This window comes from Paenibacillus filicis (assembly GCF_038070315.1).
Classification (GTDB): Bacteria; Bacillota; Bacilli; order Paenibacillales; family NBRC-103111; genus Paenibacillus_G; species Paenibacillus_G filicis.
The window spans coordinates 99,241-115,582 of sequence record NZ_JBBPCC010000015.1 but is presented as its reverse complement, the minus strand read 5'-3'; the positions used below and the strand labels follow the sequence as shown (position 1 = coordinate 115,582).

Below are 16,342 nucleotides of genomic sequence, written 5' to 3'. Positions count from 1 at the left end.
ATCCTATCGCCTTCACTCCTGATGCTGTCTTAACCATGATTCAATCTGTTCTTTGTGATGACGATCATGCAAGACAAACTCAGAAATTAAGAAGGAGAGGGAGTAGTTAAGCTGCTTATAATAGTACGCTTCCGGCATGTCCAATAGCTCTGCAACGAGCTGCTCCCGGGTTTGAATGACCTCTTCCAGCAAAGCCGACTGTCCGATGCCCGACCTGGCATAATCGGAGGCCTGCTGATTATACCGATCCTCATCAGGGAATCGGATCGGTGTTCCTGCTTTTACCGCAGGAAGAATCGAAGTGAGAATATGATGATCCCAATTCATGATATGCGAGATGATTTCGCTTGTGGACCATTTCCCTTTTGACAGGGGCCGGGTCCATAGCTCTCGATCCAGCTCGTGTAAGGTCGCAACCCAAGTGCTAAATTCTTTAAAGTTCAAAATATCATTATTTATCGGCATATTCGTAGCCCCACTCTGAGTAAAATTTGCTCCAAAGTCCCGGAGCATAGCTAGATTATACCGTTCAGAAGTAGACAACTGTCTGTCATGTTTCGGTTGGATAAACCTTCGAATTATACAGCTCAAAAAAATGCCTTAGACTGGGTTTGACAGGTCAAATCTGTAGCCTCTATATTTAAGGTTATAACATAGATAGATAAGTGCTGAGTAACGGGAGAACGTATATGGAAACATTCAAAGACATTATCGCCGAACGGCGAACCTATACAGCCAAGCGAAGAACCCATTCCCATCTTCATGCCCAGCTGATCATACCTCTCCAAGGCGAGCTGTCGATCCAGGCCGGTGCGCAAGACTTGATGCTGGATGCGCAAACCTTATTTTTCGTTCCTTCGGAATGCGAGCATACGTATCATTCTGCGGTGCGCAACGAGGTTTTAGTGCTGGATATTCCTCACTTCATGATATCCTCCAGCCAATTGCAGCATAGGGGCGTTTCTTATTCCCTGAACAATCAGTGGAAAGGAATCCGGTATCTGATCTTGAACGAGCTGGACCGGCAGTCTCCCGAGCCTGCTCTGAAGGAGCTGTTTCCTTATATCTCGCATTGTCTGCTCCAGGAGCAGCTGCCGCGGTCCATCCGGTACATTCATGAGCATTATGCTGAAGATTTGACGGTGCAAAAGCTTGCCGAGCTTGAGCATTACAACCGCTCCTATTACACGGATTGGTTTATCAAATTCACAGGCAAATCTCCCTCCGCTTACGTACAAGAGGTAAGGCTCAATAAGGCCAAGGAATTGCTTCGCCATACGGATCTGCCTATTCTGCATATTGCGATGCAAGTCGGGCTGGAGCATCAGTCTTCCTTAACAAGGCTATTTCAGAAATGCGAGCAGCTCACACCAAGCCAATACCGGAAAAAAGGTCTGCTGTAAGCAGACGAACGACATCGAGTTAAAAGATGCCGACATTCAGTCAAATCCTTTGAACGGACAGATGTACAATCGAGGTATATCTTCGTTCAAAGGAGTAGAGCATGGAAACGGCATTAGGGTTACTTTTTACACTATTATGGTCATCGGCAGCGATAGCAACGAAATTGGGCTTGTCCTCGGCAACGCCCCTGGCCCTGGCTGCGATCCGTCTTCTTCTAGCGGGAGGGCTGCTTTTTGTGTACGTCTATGTGTTCAATCGCAAATATCCTTGGCCGCGGGCAAAGGAATGGGGCGTACTGCTCGTGTTGGGCTTATTAAATACGACCCTTTACTTGGGCGCCACCTTCTTGGCTCTAAACGATGTAACCGCAGGCTTGTTTAACTTGTTTGTGACCATCAATCCTTTCCTGGTCGCCTTCCTGTCGTATCTCTGGCTGAACCGGAAGGTGTCCGGTAAAGAATGGATAGGGATGATCCTGGCGGGGGCCGGATTAGTCATCGCGACATGGCCTTCGATCACCAGCAGCGAGGCCACCCTAAGCGGACTGCTTATATTAGGCGTAGGCATGGTATCCATGGCGGTCGGCAGCGTTTATTTTAAAAAGCAGAATGTAGCCTTGCCGAATCTGGTCATTCATACGTGGCAGTTATGTATCGGAGGCGCGATTTCCCTGCCTTTCTCTTATGTCCTGGAAAAAGACAAGTACTTTGTTAAGCTGGATGTGCATTTTTTCGGTTCGCTGCTTTGGCTCGTATTCATGATTTCGATCGGTGCGATGCTGCTCTGGTACTACTTATTGAAGCGGGACGCCGTGAAAGCAAACAACTGGCTATTTATGACCCCGATTTTCGGATATCTGCTAGCCGCAGTTTTTTTGCATGAAGCGGTCACGGTCTTTGATCTTGCAGCCACTTTGCTGGTAACTGCAGGCTTGCTGCTCTCCGGTAATATCCCATTATTCGCCAGACAAGGAGGTAAGGCGCATGGCATCCGTTGAAGATTTTTTTCAGGCCGAGCTCCGGATTGGAACCGTTGTTGAAGCGGTCCCGTTCCCGGAAGCAAGGAAGCCGGCCATCAAGCTAAGGATCGATTTTGGCGAACTGGGGCTTAAGCAATCCTCCGCTCAACTGACGCGCAGATATGAACCGGAGCTGCTGATTGGCCGCCAGGTGGTTGCTGTGGTCAACCTGCCAGCCCGGAGAATCGCAGGCTTTACCTCTGAGGTGCTGGTGCTAGGCGGCATGCCGGATGAAGGAGATGTCGTGCTGCTACGGCCGGACCAGCCGGTTCCGAATGGAACTCCGGTTGCCTAGGAAGCAGACCGTCATTCAGAGATGGACGCCCCCAATTTTTGCTCCCGCGGCGGTAAGCTGTGCGGGAGCTTTTTTATGAGGGAATCGCATGCTCCGTTCCTGGAACTCACCGGAAAGCTCTATCTTTGTGAGTTTTTTGTGAGTCTTCCGTGATAGAATAAATGGAACGCCCAAGGCTAAGGGAGCATGCGTATTGAAAAGGACATATCTCGGCAAATGGATAGGCATCGCTTTGATTTTTACATTGACTCTGTCATTATTTATAGCTGTTCAGACGCTAACCGCACCCAATCGGGACGCCCCGTCGACTTCGCGGGGGGTGCTGGATCTAACGGGATGGGATTTCGAGCGGCAGGGGCTGGTCAGACTTGACGGCGAGTGGGAATTTTATGCGGGTGAGCTGTTGACGCCTGCCGACTTCCGGGAAGGGGAACGGCACGAGAGAGCTTATGCCGCCGTACCGGGGACCTGGAGAGGGAAGACGTTCGAGGGCGGCATCGACCGGAGAGGTTTCGGGACCTATAGGCTGAAGGTCAAGCTCGGGCAAACGGATGAGGTGCTGGGGCTGAAGGTCAGAAGCATCCGCATGTCCCATCGTCTATTTATTAACGGTAAGCTAATGGGAGAAAGCGGTATCCCGGCAGCCGATCTGGAGCATCATCAGCCAGGCAACACGCCGTATACGACGTTCTTTCATACCGATGCATCCGAATTGGAGATCGTGATTCAGGCATCCAATTATGTGTTCGTTACCGGAGGGATCGTGAATTCGCTTCAGTTCGGACTGCATCAGGACTTGGCCGTGCAGGACGGCATACAAATAGGCTCGGATATTGCTCTTGTACTGATACTCGGCATATTTGGAGCGTATCATCTCAGCTTCTACTTTATGGGGAGGCGGGAGAAAACCTACGTGCTCAGCGGGCTGTATCTGTTCATTATCCTGCTGGGGAGCCTGCTGTACGGGGAAAAGCTTCTGCAGCGGATATTTCCCGCTCTTCCCTTCGATGTAGCCTACAAGCTGCTGGATCTGTCTCAGTTCGGCAGCGCGTTTGTGATCATCTTGTTCTTCAATTCTATCAATGCCCGGCTCCTCCCGCAGAGAGCGGTGGCGTGGCTGACTGCCCCTCTTGTTCTTTATATCGCATCGGTGATTGCTCTGCCGTATCGCATACATACGGAAATGAAATATTTCTTCTTTCTGTATGCCGGAATTCTGTTTTTCTATATATTGAGCAGGCTGCTCTATTTGTATGGGCAAGAACGGAAGCATACATCCGACCGCTACGAGCTGCTCTTGTTCATCGGTGGCCTCGTATCGCTGATGCTCTATCTGGTAGACGGAACCTTATATACCGAGAATGCCGTTCCGACCGATTTGGCGGGGAAATTGGGCTTGATCTGCTTCATCATCTGTATGAATATTCTGCTCGCTGTGCGCTTCTCCAACGCTTACGAGAAGACGGAGCTGCTCACGCATAAGCTGATGGTGTCCAATCAGCGGAAGGATGAGTTTCTGATGAACACCTCCCATGAACTGAAGACACCTCTGCATGGGATTCTGAATATGGCCTCACATCTGCTGGAGGATGAGGAGAAATCGCTCACCGCTCAGCAGAAGCAGCATTTATGGCTCATCAAGGACACGTCCATGAAGCTGTCGATGCTGATTCATGACCTGATCGATGTCTCCAGTCTGAAGCACGGAGAGCTGCGGCTCTATCCGACGGTTGTCCACCTCCGTATGGTCGTGAAGATTGTGATCGAAATCTTGCAGTTCGAGCTGGCGGGCAAGGCCGTCAGGCTGAGTAATGAGGTCGATCCCGCAATCTGGGTGCTGGCCGATGAAAACCGGCTGCGTCAGGTGCTGTATAATCTGGTTCACAATGCAATCAAGTACACGCAGCAAGGCACGATCACCGTCAGGTCCAGCCTGGACCAGGAGGCAGCCGTCATATCGGTGGAGGATACGGGACGGGGCATCGCTCCGGACAAGCATGCGGCGGTCTTCGAATATTTCGAACGGCTGGAGGAGTCTCTGCCGCAAGACGGATATCCCGGTATGGGAGTAGGCCTGTACATCAGCCGTCAACTGGTCGAGCGGATGGACGGAGCCATCCGCATCGATTGGTCGGAGCCCGGACGGGGAACTCGTGTCGTCTTCTCCCTTCCGGCTAGGGAGCCTGCCGGCGCCTATCTGGAGACGGCCTCCGCAGAGGAAGAGCCCCAGCGGGTGGAAGGGCCGGACGGACCGCTGGAGATTCTGGATCAGCATGAGCATACGATCCTCCTTGTCGATGACGAGCCTTCCAATATCCGCATGCTGCTGAACATCCTGAAGCGGCAGCCGTACAATGTCAAAACCGCCTTCTCAGCCCAGGAAGCGCTGGTCAAGATGAAGGAGCAGCCGCCGGTGGATCTGGTGCTGCTGGATGTCATGATGCCAGAGATCTCTGGCGTCGAGCTGTGCCGGATGCTGCGCGAAGAGCACTCGATTCTGGATCTGCCGATTTTGTTCGCAACCGTCAAGGATGCGCCTTCGGATATTGCGCTTGGCTTCAGGGCCGGGGCCAATGATTATGTCACGAAGCCCTTTGAGGGTGAGACACTGATCGCCCGCATTCAAACCCTACTGGCCATGAAGACCTCGATTCAGGAAGCTATCCGCAATGAGCATGCGTTCCATCAGGCTCAGATCAAGCCGCATTTTTTGTACAATGCGCTCAGCAGCGTCATTTCCTTCTGTTATACAGATGGGGAGAAGGCAGCTTACTTGCTGACGATGCTGAGTCATTATCTACGATACATTCTGGATATGGACCGCTCCAGCTTATTCGTTCCGTTGTATCGGGAGCTAGAGCTGATCCAGGTTTACGTAGAGATTGAAAAGGCTCGCTTCGGTGAACGATTCGATTTTGTATGTGAAGTCGATCCGGCGTTAAGCGGGCTGATGATTCCTTCGCTCAGCATCCAGCCATTTGTGGAGAATGCGATCCGCCACGGGCTCTTCGAGAAGGAAGGGACCGGGACGGTCTCGCTCAGCATCGAAGCAGGGGATGGATTCATAACCGTGAGCATCGAGGATGACGGTGTGGGGATGCCGGAGGAGGTTCTGCGCCGGATCCTTCATGAGAGCGGACAAGGCGGGGGAATCGGTATTCATAATATCCGCAGGCGGCTGGCTACGATACCGCAGGCTGCCCTGACGATGCATACACAGCTGGAAATCGGGACCAGCGTAAGGATCGACCTGCCCATGACCCATAGAGGAGTAGAAGGGAATGAAGAAGACTGGGAGAAGCCGCTATAGGGAGGTAAGGCCATGTTCCGTGCGGTTATTGTAGAAGACGAGAAGCCGATTCTCGACTTGATGAAAGTTATTTTAGGACGAAATCCGCATTATCACATCGTGGGGGCATTCACCAGTCCGCTTGAGGCGCTGGAATGTGTTCCCGGCCTGCGGCCAGATGTTGCATTCATCGATGTCGAGATGCCCAGGATGAATGGGGTCGAGCTGTCCCACAAACTCCGGGAGCAGCTTATTCCGCTTCAGATTGTATTTACGACGGCTTATAAGCATTATGCACTGGAAGCCTTCGATGTCCAGGCGCTGGACTATGTTCTGAAGCCGGTGACGCCTGCGGCGATCGAGCGGGTCACCCAGCGATTGCAGGCCCGCAGTCCGTCAGGCGGCTTGCAGAGCTCCAAGGAGGAGGTTATGCCTTTCATCAGGTGCTTCGGGCCGTTTGAAGTGCGGAATTCGGAGGGGAAGCTCGTGCATTTCCCTACCCGGAAGACGGAGGAACTGCTCGCTTATTTTCTCTGCCACCCTGGGCAGGAAATCAGCAAGTGGCATCTGGCGGACATGCTTTGGCCGGAAACGCTTGGGGATCGGTCCCTGCACAGCTTGCACAACACGATATATCGTTTGAAGAAGGTGCTCAAGGAGCAAGGCATTCTTATTCAGATTCAAAAAACCAACGATGGATATATGCTTGATGCGATGGATCATACCTATGACGTGCTGGAGCTCAGCAAGCATGATTTTACGCTTCGAAGCAGTTTACCCCCTATAGTCTTGGCCGAAGCACTGAGCTCCCAGTATAGAGGCCCTTTATTGGAAAAGAAGCCGTACTTGTGGAAGAGCGCCTTGGAGGAGAGATATGGCAAGCAGTTTGCGGCTCTGCTGCGTGTTCTTATCGGAGCGGATCTGGCCGGAGAAGATTGGAGCAAGGCGGAGCAGCGGCTTCGTCATTACCTGATCATCCATCCCTTGGACGAAGAGATGAACCGGACCTTGCTGGATCTGTATGTCAGATTAGGAGAGACCGATAAAGTGATCCGTCATTACCAAATATTCGAGGAAGCGTACCGCAAGGAAATTGGGCTGGATCCTCCTCAGGCGTTCAGGGACAGGGTGTCCCTCTATATGCAATAGATAATGGTCGTCTCATACGCAGTGCTTGGCTGCGAGGAGGCGGCTTTTTGTCTATCAGCAAATTCTAACCGTTTGTGAGAATTTTGTGAGAGGACTTTGATAGAATCGGACTCAACCGATCCGTCACGGCTCGCTGCGACGAGCAAGAACGAATGATTGCTCAGGCTAAGCGGCTCAAGGTATAAGCGGATCGGTATTGAGGAGAGGAGATCGGAACAAACATGCAGCGTTGGAAACATGCTTGGATGCGCACAAAAGGCATCCTGAATCGCTTGCTGGCGGCAATTATGGCCGTCTTGCTGATGATACCCGCTCTGGGAGCGGCACCTGTTGGTGCTAATGCTGAGAGTGTGCCCGTTGGAGGGTGGAAGAACCTGGGGTTCACATTCGATACGACAACGCTAAACAATTATTTTTCACCTTTGGCTGTCAGTGGAGGGGAGCCTTACTTTTGCTATACTTCAACCTATAGCAACGGTTCAAGCAATAACGGCAAAATGACATTTACGTTTGCCAAAAAGCGGGCCAATCCGGGTAATATGGCCTCATGGAATTCACTCCAGCTTGCCGGTCCGATCACGGCGATCTCAGGCAAATGCGTGGTTGAGGGAGATTTCGTCTATTACGCTGTGCTCGACTACAGCAGCATGGCGGCCCAGAGGATTCAGGTTAGCAAGATGAATCTCAACACGCGACAGAAGACGGACCTGGGACCGACGTTTTCTCAGGTTTATCTGAATAATGAGTTTCAAATCGGTGTCCAGAACGGTAAGGTTCACTTCGCTTACCACGAGCAGAACAACACCCAATATTTCACTTACAATGACACGCTGAAGAAATGGGAGGGGGGCTTGCTTGCTTCTGCCGATGCTTCCATGTCGTTGATAAGCCTGGGATTTTATGAAGGCAAGCCTTATCTCCTGTTCGGGATCATTAACTCTCAGTCCTATGTACTCAAGATGCTGGAAGCCGGCGTGTGGGTGGATAAAAGTCTTCCGGAATCCAAATACAGCATGAAGGTAGATGTGTTTGACGGGAAGCTGTACGCTACTACCTCGATGCCGGGAGTAAATGGGACTGCTTATGCCCTGCACCAATATGATGGGGATCATTGGACGCAGCTAACCGATCCTATCGAAAGCCCCAATACCGTTAGTTTTTATGTGTCTGCCGGTAAAATTTATATGAACCGGATGGTACCGACCGGCATCGGCAGCATAAAGTCGCCGGATGTCGCGGTGTATCAAGAGGGGGTTCCGGTTACGCTCGGTAAGCCCTATTGGGGCTATCAAGGGGGAAATCTTTCACAGTATATCGCCGTCGATCAGGATAACGTCTACTGGTTTCATTTCAGCGGAGTTGGGGTCCCGGGGGTGAACGTATACGACACGATTCCCCCCGAGGTCGTCACGTACACGCCTGTTCCTGCTGCTGTAGGGGTCAAGGTCAAAGACAATCTCGGCCTCACGTTCAGCGAGAAGGTCGTTCCTGTCGCGAATAAAAAGATCGAGATCATTCAGCATCCGGGGGGAACGGTTGTCCAGACGATCTCAACCTCCGGACTGAGCCCGTTTGCCTCTGCTGCCGTCTCGGTGAAGCTGACCAAGGATCTTGACTATGATACCTCTTACGAGGTGCACATCGAGCAGGGAGCGTTTGCCGATGAGGCCGGGCTTCCGTATGCGGGGCTTGCTGACGGAACCTGGCACTTCACCACGGAGCAGGATCAATCTCCGCTGACGGTGAAGACCTATGCTCCAGCTCCTGCAGCGGTCAAGGTGCCCGTGGATAGCACCCTGGCCTTGACGTTCAATAAGAAGGTGACGGCTGCAGCGGGCAAATCCTTGAAGATTACCCGGTCGGACGGCCGCCTGGCGGCTAGCATCCGGGTGGACGATGCTTCACAAGTCACGATTGCGGACAAGACCGTGACCATTCGTCCGGCGGAGCCGTTGGAATATGACAAGTCCTACTACGTGACCGTAGATGCAGATGCTTTCGCGGATTCGATGGGCATGAAATTTGCAGGCATTAGTAATACGTCTGCCTGGACGTTCTCTACGGAGAACGCCATCAGCGCTTCTCTATCCTCGCTTGCAGCCAGCCCGTCTATCGTGACGGCGAATGGAGAAGACGCTTCTACGATTCAGGTAACCGTGAAGAATACGGCGGGGCAGGCTGTTTCTGGCAAGCAGGTACAGCTGGCAGCGGGCAGCGGCAGGTCGACCATCGTTCCATTGAACGCTGTCACCGACAGCAACGGGATCGCTCGCTTCCAAGTCACCGACGAAACCGCCGAGGAAGTCCTCTATACGGCTAAGGTTGGACAGAACCAAGTCGGGCAAAGCGTGAAGGTTGCCTTTGTCGCCGGGGCGACCGATGCTTCGCAATCGACGGTGTCGGCCTCCCCGGCGAGCGTGCGAGCGGACGGAACGGCCGCCTCGAGGATCACGGTGACACTGAAGGATGCCAAGGGCAATCCGGTCGGCGGCAAGACCGTTATCCTGACGCCGGACGGAGGCAGCTCGGTGATGCAGGGAAGCGGCCTGACAAATGCGGCGGGCCAAGCGGTGTTTACCGTGACCAATCAAACCGCCGAGCGGGTGGTCTACACGGCCAAGACGGGCGGAACTACGCTTACCCAGCAGGCGGAGGTGTCCTTCGAGGCTTCAGACGCGGACCCGGCCCGGTCCATGATCAAGGCTACCCCGTCAAGTGTGACGGCTGACGGCTTAACGGCATCCCGCATTACAGTCACCTTGAAGGATGCGAAGGGCAATGTGCTGAAGGGAGCGGCCGTTACCCTGACTGCGGAGAGCGGCAGCTCGGTGATCACGGGTACGGGATTAACGGATGACACCGGTCAAGCCATTTTCCAGGTAACGAACAACACGCCGGAATCGGTGAGCTATACGGCAGCTGTGGGTCCGGTCAAGCTTACCGGCAAAGCGAATGTCGAATTCACAAAGATTCCGACCGGTCCGATCAGCGCTTCCCAGTCTTCGCTAACGGTTGCGCCTTCCACGGTGACCGCGGACGGTGTGGAGAAAGCTGTGTTTACGATCACCTTGCGGAATGCGGCGGGCCAGCCGGTCCGAGGCCATGAAGTCAGCTTGTCCGCCAGCGGGGGCAGCTCTGTGATTACCCCCATGCGCAGCGTCAGTGATGCTGACGGCCAGGCAGTTTTTACGGCGGTCAACGCCCAGGCGGAGCAGCTCTTGTATACAGCGACCGATAAGACGGATGGGATTAAGATTGCTCAACAGGCAGTCGCCACGTTCGAATCTATGTCTGGGGCTCCGGCTACAAGCGTCACAGCTTCGACCGTCACAGCCTTGCCTGCTAAGGTCAAGGCGGATGGCTCAGAGACCTCGACGGTCAAGGTCACGCTGCGTGATGAACAGGGGCGGGCGATTGGCGGCCATACGGTCCATCTGACGGCGAATGGAGGCAGTTCTCGGATCACCGATATGCAGAAGGAAACCGATGCCGATGGTATCGCCTTATTCGGCGTAACGAATACAGCCGCGGAACAGGTCACTTATTCCGCCGCAGACCAGACGGGCGGCGTTACGCTGGCGCAGCAGGCGGCGGTGACGTTTGAATCAACCCGGCCCGGTGGGGGAGGCATTCCGGCTGAGGGAGTAACCGATGTGCTTCAGTCCACGGTCACGTCCAATCCGCCGGTAGTGAAGGCGGACGGAACCGAGGCTTCAACGGTTACAATTACCTTGAAGGATAAGGCAGGACAGCCGGTGTCCGGCAAGACGGTTAGTCTGACGGCAGATAGCGGCAGCTCAACGGTCACGGCTGTACAGAGTGTGAGCAATGGAGTAGGAGAAGCTGTGTTCCGTGTAACCAATCGGACCGCTGAGCAGATCAGCTACACGGCCAAGGATACGTCAGATGGGGTTACACTGGCAGCCAAAGCTGTCGTGACCTTTGAATCGGTTGGAGCTCCAGGCGGCGAACCCGGTGGACCCGTAACGAGCGTGACGAATGCTGTCGTGACAGCCGCTCCTGCCGTCGTGAAGGCGGATGGCTCAGAGTCTTCAACCGTTACGGTAACGCTGCGGGATGCGCAGGCCCGTGCGGTTGTCGGTCATACCGTCGTTCTGACAGCGAGAGATGGCAGCTCCCGGATTGACGATATCCAGCGGGTAAGCGATGCGGACGGGAGAGCAGTATTTCGCGTGACGAATACGTCTGCTGAGCAAGTGACCTATACCGCTGAGGATACGACTGGCCATGTGACTCTGGCACAGACCGTGGCCGTGACCTTTGAGTCGGCGGCCCCCGGAGGAGGTAATCCCGACGTAGGCAGGAGCAGCGTGCTGAACTCCAAGGTCAACGGAAGCCCGTCCACCGTCAAGGCGGATGGCACCGAGTATTCGACGGTGACGGTAACGTTGAAGGACACGGCAGGCCAGCCGGTCACAGGTAAAACCGTCAGACTGACGGCCGACGGAGGCAGCTCCGTCATTACAGCCGTATACGAAACGAGTGACAGCCAAGGTCAAGCTATCTTCCGCGTGACCAATAGCCGGGCGGAGCAGGTGATCTATACAGCTAAAGATTTGACGGATGACGTGACCTTGGCGCAGACAGCCAAGGTGACTTTTGAATCCGATTCGCAGGGAGGGAACCCCGGCCCTGGCAATCACCCGACGAGCGTGCTGCTTTCGACGATCCTGGCTGCGCCGCCTATGGTGAAGGCGGATGGAACAGACGCTTCCACGATTATCGTGACGCTGAACGATACGGACGGTAACCCGGTTAGCGGCAAGACGGTCAGGTTGACCGCCAATCGGGGCAGCTCGGTCATTCGGTCGCTGCAGGCGGTCAGCGGGATGAGTGGACAAGCCGTATTTCAGGTGACGGATACCTCTGCCGGACAAGTGACTTATACGGCTGAGGATACGACGAGCCAGGTCACACTGGCACAGAAAGCAGTTGTAACCTTCCAGACGAGCTCTACGGGGAATGGTACGCCTACCGAACAGGTTGGCAGTGTACTGAAATCAACGCTGACGGCATCGCCGGTATCCGTGAAGGCTAACGGCGTGGAACATTCCGTCATTACCGCGGTGTTGAACGATGTGTACGGCGCGCCTGTCAGCGGCAAAACCATCACCCTGACAGCTAATCGCGGCAGCTCCAGCATAACGGCGGTAAGAAGCGTTACGGATGCGCAGGGAATCGCCCTCTTCCATGTGACCAATACGGCAGGAGAGCCAATTATTTATTCAGCTCTGGATGTGACGGATCAGGTTCATATCGCACAGAAGGCGACGGTAACGTTCAACCGGTTGACCCAGTCGACCAGTAGTGTCGTACGCTCGACGGTGGTGGCGGCACCTGCTGCCGTGAAGGCCGACGGGGTGGAAATGGCGACCGTGACCGTAACTTTACTGGATATGAACGGGCTGCCTGTTCAAGGACATACGGTAAAGTTGACTGCCGAGGGTGTCAACTCCGTCATCACGGAGGTACAAGACATCAGCGATGCGAACGGTCAGGCTGTATTTAAAGTTACCGGTGCAGTGGCCGGACAGGCCTTGTACTCCGCATATGATCTGACGAGCCGTGTCAATGTCGCTCAGCGTGCCAAGGTTATCTTTGAGTCGGAAGAACGCACGGCGCCGCTGAAACCAGAGGACATTACGACTGACCCTACCCGCGGCGAAGTGACCGTGAAGGACGTGCCGCCGGGCACGAAGGTGACGGTGTATGACGATCAAGGCGAAGTGATCGGCGAAGGCACGAACCCTGGCCCAGGCGAAGGCCCAGTCATCATTGGTATTCCCGGCCTGAAGGAAGGTGACGTAATCAAGGTGACGGTCACCGACCCGGGCAAGAAGGAAAGCGAACCGACGAGCAAGACCGTCGGAGGAGAAGAAGAGCGCACGCCTTCGCTGAAGCCGGAGGACATTACGACTGACCCTACTCGCGGCGAGGTGACCGTGAAAGACTTGCCGCCGGGCACGAAGGTGACGGTGTATGACGATCAAGGCGAAGTGATCGGCGAAGGCACGAACCCTGGCCCAGGCAAGGGACCAGTCATCATTCGTATTCCCGGCCTGAAGGAAGGCGACGTGATTAAGTTGACGGCCACCGACCAGGGTAAGAAAGAAAGCGAACCGACGAGCAAGACCGTCGGAGAAGAAGAACGCACTGAGCAGCTGAAGCCGGAGAACATCACGACCGACCCGGCCCGCGGCGAAGTGACCGTGAAAGACGTGCCGCCGGGCACGAAGGTAACGGTCTATGATGATCAAGGCGAAGTGATCGGTGAAGGCACAAATCCGGGTCCAGGCAAGGGACCGGTCATCATTCATATTCCTGGCCTGAAGGAAGGCGACGTGATCAAGGTAACGGTCACTGAGCCGGGCAAGAAGGAGAGTGAACCGACGAGCAAGACGGTAGGAGATCCGGACAATCCGGGGAAAAAGATCTACGACGTGGAGACCGAGTGGGAGAAAGATACGGTGTCCGTAACTGTCAAGCTCAAGCCGGGAGAGGAGACAGCCTATGAGCATGCTTATGTCGTATTCCAAGGCATGAGAGAGGATACCCCTGTATTTACAACGGGTTACGCGATAGACGGGAAGCGTCCTGTGCCGTTCAAGCTACGGCTGGAAGCCGCTCGCCCTGGAGATCAAGTATGGATCGTGGTAGTCAGCGAGCCGGAGTATGCCCGAAGCCAGATCGGATATCCCTTGTCTGAGGAAACGATTCAAGTGGTAGGCAACAAATAAGAGCTAACGAAGGGAGGCAGAATCGGTTGAAACGGAAACAAGCTATTCAGGCTGTTGTGCGACTCGGACTGATCCTGTCGCTGATGATCTATCTGGTGTGGCCTGTGCAGATACAGGCCGCCCAGGCTGTCACCACGGTAGAGTCCGTCCGTGACAAATTTCAGGGCGAGCAGGTGACCATAAGCGGAGCATCGGCAGCATCGGATGTGATCGTGAAGGTATTTGGACCCGACGATCATGTTTATTTCTTTCGGTCGGTTCCGGTTCAAGGAGAGAGGTATCTAGCCGGCTTCACACTGGCTGCTGATGCTGCTTTGGGCCGATACACGGTGTTGACAGGGAGTGGAAGCCAGATCGCCAAGACGACATTTCTCGTCCTAAGCCGCTCGGGTCAAGGCAATACCGATCATGAGCTGGAGGACGCTCTGAATCAATTGAGTATCGGGTTTAGCAACGGTGATACATGGGAAAGCGTTACTTCGAACCTGTACATGTTGTCTGTCGGCAAGCATGAGACGCTCGTCACCTGGGTATCCAGCCAGCCGGATGTGATCTCCATCGGGGAAGCACAGAATCACCAGGTGATTGGACAAGTTCATCATCAGTCTGATGAGCGAAGCGTCATTGTCACGGCGACGGTATCCAAGAACAACCGCTCGGCATCCCGTCCATTCCTGCTGATCGTCAAAAACCAGACGACGACCAAAACGTCCGTCACCGAAGGAGTGAGGACCGTGAATGTGGTCGGGGAAAAGGGCGAATTCACCAAGCCGCTCAGCATTGCGCGGATCGTGCTGTCCGACCGGACGCTGATCGACAAGACGATTCTCGACGAATCGGCAGCTGATCAGATTATCGATAAAAGCCAGACGACCGGGGAACGCACAGCTCGGCTCGTCATGGAAGAACTTCCGAGCGACAGGCCGGACGAATTGGCCGTCCAGATTGCCGGGGGCAGCGTGGCGAGTTTATCCAATCACGGGATGGCTATTCAAGTGGAGAGTGAAACCGCCATCCTGACGCTTTCTAATGAGATACTGCTGCGCATGAAGCAGCAGGCGATGGATCTGTACTTCCGGATCGTGCCAATCCGCAGTGAGCAGGGCCGTCAGACGGTAGCTGCCCGCATTCTGGTGGAGCCTGCGATACGTCAGGCTGCAGGCAGCGGGAAGGCTGTAGTGGTTGGGATGCCGCAGAAGATTGAGACCAACTATCGGAATTTCCGCACGAAGCTGGTCATTCCGTTCAACGGAATTTTACCAGCAACCGGCCAGGCGGCCTACTTGAATTCGCTTCGTGTGTTTATCGAGCACAGCGACGGCGACAAGAAGCTGGCCTCGGGAACAGTCGTGTACAGAAATAACCAGCCCTATGGCCTTGAGCTGGAGATCGATAAATTCAGTACTTTCACCTTCGTACAGCTTAACCCGTCCGGCAACAACAGCTCCGACTCAGAAACGGACGGCAGCAGCGACAATTCCGGCAGTTCATCGCCAGGAGACACGAAACCGGACTCCAGGGCCGAAGTTAAGCTGGAAGGAGAAGGCAAGCAGATTACGATCAAGCACGGCGGCTCCGATGAAGGCATTGACAAAGATAGCTTCTCGGTAACGGTGAATGGCAAGCCTGTGGCTATCGAGCAGGTCATCGTGGAAAAGGGTCGGATTATTCTGGTGCTGAGGCAGCCTGTTCTGGCTGGAGATCAGGTAGCGGTCGTGTATGCAGGGGACCTTACTGTAGACAGTGAGAAGCGTAAACGGACCTTCAGCATGCTCGTGAACAATCCTGGACATCACCGGCCGTATATCACGGGCTATCCCGATGGCACCTTTGGGCCGTCTAACCGGATTACCCGGGCCGAGGTAGCTACGATTCTATCACGCGTCACGAGTAAGGCCGAGAATCGTAAGGAAGTCACATACACAGATGTGACCCAGTCGCACTGGGCATCAGACAATATCAACAGAGTCACGTGGATGGGGATCATGGACGGGTATCCCGATGGAAGCTTCCGGCCGGAAGCGCCAGTTACCCGCGCGGAAATGGCCAGCCTGGCTGCCCGCTGGTCCACCGGTAATCCTACTTCGAGCCTAAGCGCCAGGTTCACGGATGTTCAAGGTCACTGGGCGCAGGAGGCGATCCTACGAATGCGGACGGCCGGGGTACTGGACGGCTACGAAGATGGCAGGTTCCTGCCGGAGCATAGCCTGACCCGCGCGGAGGCGGTAACGGTGGTCAACAAGCTGCTGGGCCGCGGTCCATACACAGCTGGGGAGCAGCAGTGGCGTGACGTTGACATGCAGCACTGGGCTTACGGAGAGGTCCAGGAAGCTTCGGTCGATCATGAGATCGGTCTGGGAACGGATTCCGCGGAGAAACGAATACCGGTGAAAGAGCAGGCCAATCAAGCTCTACCTAAATAAACAGCA

The 16,342-nt window shown here is 54.5% G+C and carries 8 protein-coding genes; 7 read left to right on the top strand and 1 reads right to left on the bottom strand.

All coding sequences use genetic code 11. The features are described 5' to 3' along the window. Positions 1-12: 12 nt before the first annotated feature. On the bottom strand, positions 13-465 hold the full coding sequence (locus WMW72_RS21700) for a DinB family protein (RefSeq protein ID WP_341417658.1): 453 nt from the start codon (positions 463-465) through the stop codon (positions 13-15). 224 nt (positions 466-689) lie between these two features. On the opposite strand from WMW72_RS21700, the gene WMW72_RS21695 reads away from it, so the two are divergent. The 7 genes from WMW72_RS21695 to WMW72_RS21665 all read left to right on the top strand — a co-directional run bounded on the left by WMW72_RS21695 (position 690) and on the right by WMW72_RS21665 (position 16,336). Continuing rightward, on the top strand, positions 690-1,403 hold the full coding sequence (locus WMW72_RS21695) for a helix-turn-helix transcriptional regulator (RefSeq protein ID WP_341417657.1): 714 nt from the start codon (positions 690-692) through the stop codon (positions 1,401-1,403). A 101-nt stretch (positions 1,404-1,504) separates the two neighbouring features. Then, positions 1,505-2,401, top strand: coding sequence for a DMT family transporter (locus tag WMW72_RS21690; RefSeq protein WP_341417656.1), 897 nt, complete (start codon positions 1,505-1,507; stop codon positions 2,399-2,401). Further along, positions 2,388-2,717: a chaperone CsaA gene (gene csaA, locus WMW72_RS21685; RefSeq protein WP_341417655.1), complete on the top strand. Its 330-nt coding sequence runs from the start codon at positions 2,388-2,390 to the stop codon at positions 2,715-2,717. Before WMW72_RS21690 ends, csaA begins: the two co-directional genes overlap by 14 nt. A 193-nt stretch (positions 2,718-2,910) precedes the next feature. Next, entirely contained in the window at positions 2,911-6,027 is a 3,117-nt protein-coding gene (locus WMW72_RS21680; protein ID WP_341417654.1) for an ATP-binding protein, read from the top strand. Positions 6,028-6,039: 12 nt separating this feature from the next. Beyond that, the gene (locus WMW72_RS21675) at positions 6,040-7,155 is read left to right on the top strand and encodes a response regulator (protein WP_341417653.1); all 1,116 of its coding nucleotides are present in this window, start codon (positions 6,040-6,042) and stop codon (positions 7,153-7,155) included. A gap of 221 nt (positions 7,156-7,376) precedes the next feature. Next, positions 7,377-13,913 (top strand): Ig-like domain-containing protein, encoded by a 6,537-nt coding sequence (locus WMW72_RS21670; protein WP_341417652.1) that lies wholly within the window; start codon positions 7,377-7,379, stop codon positions 13,911-13,913. Between the two features lie 26 nt (positions 13,914-13,939). Continuing rightward, on the top strand, positions 13,940-16,336 hold the full coding sequence (locus WMW72_RS21665; protein WP_341417651.1) for an S-layer homology domain-containing protein: 2,397 nt from the start codon (positions 13,940-13,942) through the stop codon (positions 16,334-16,336). The last annotated feature ends 6 nt before the right edge of the window (positions 16,337-16,342 follow it).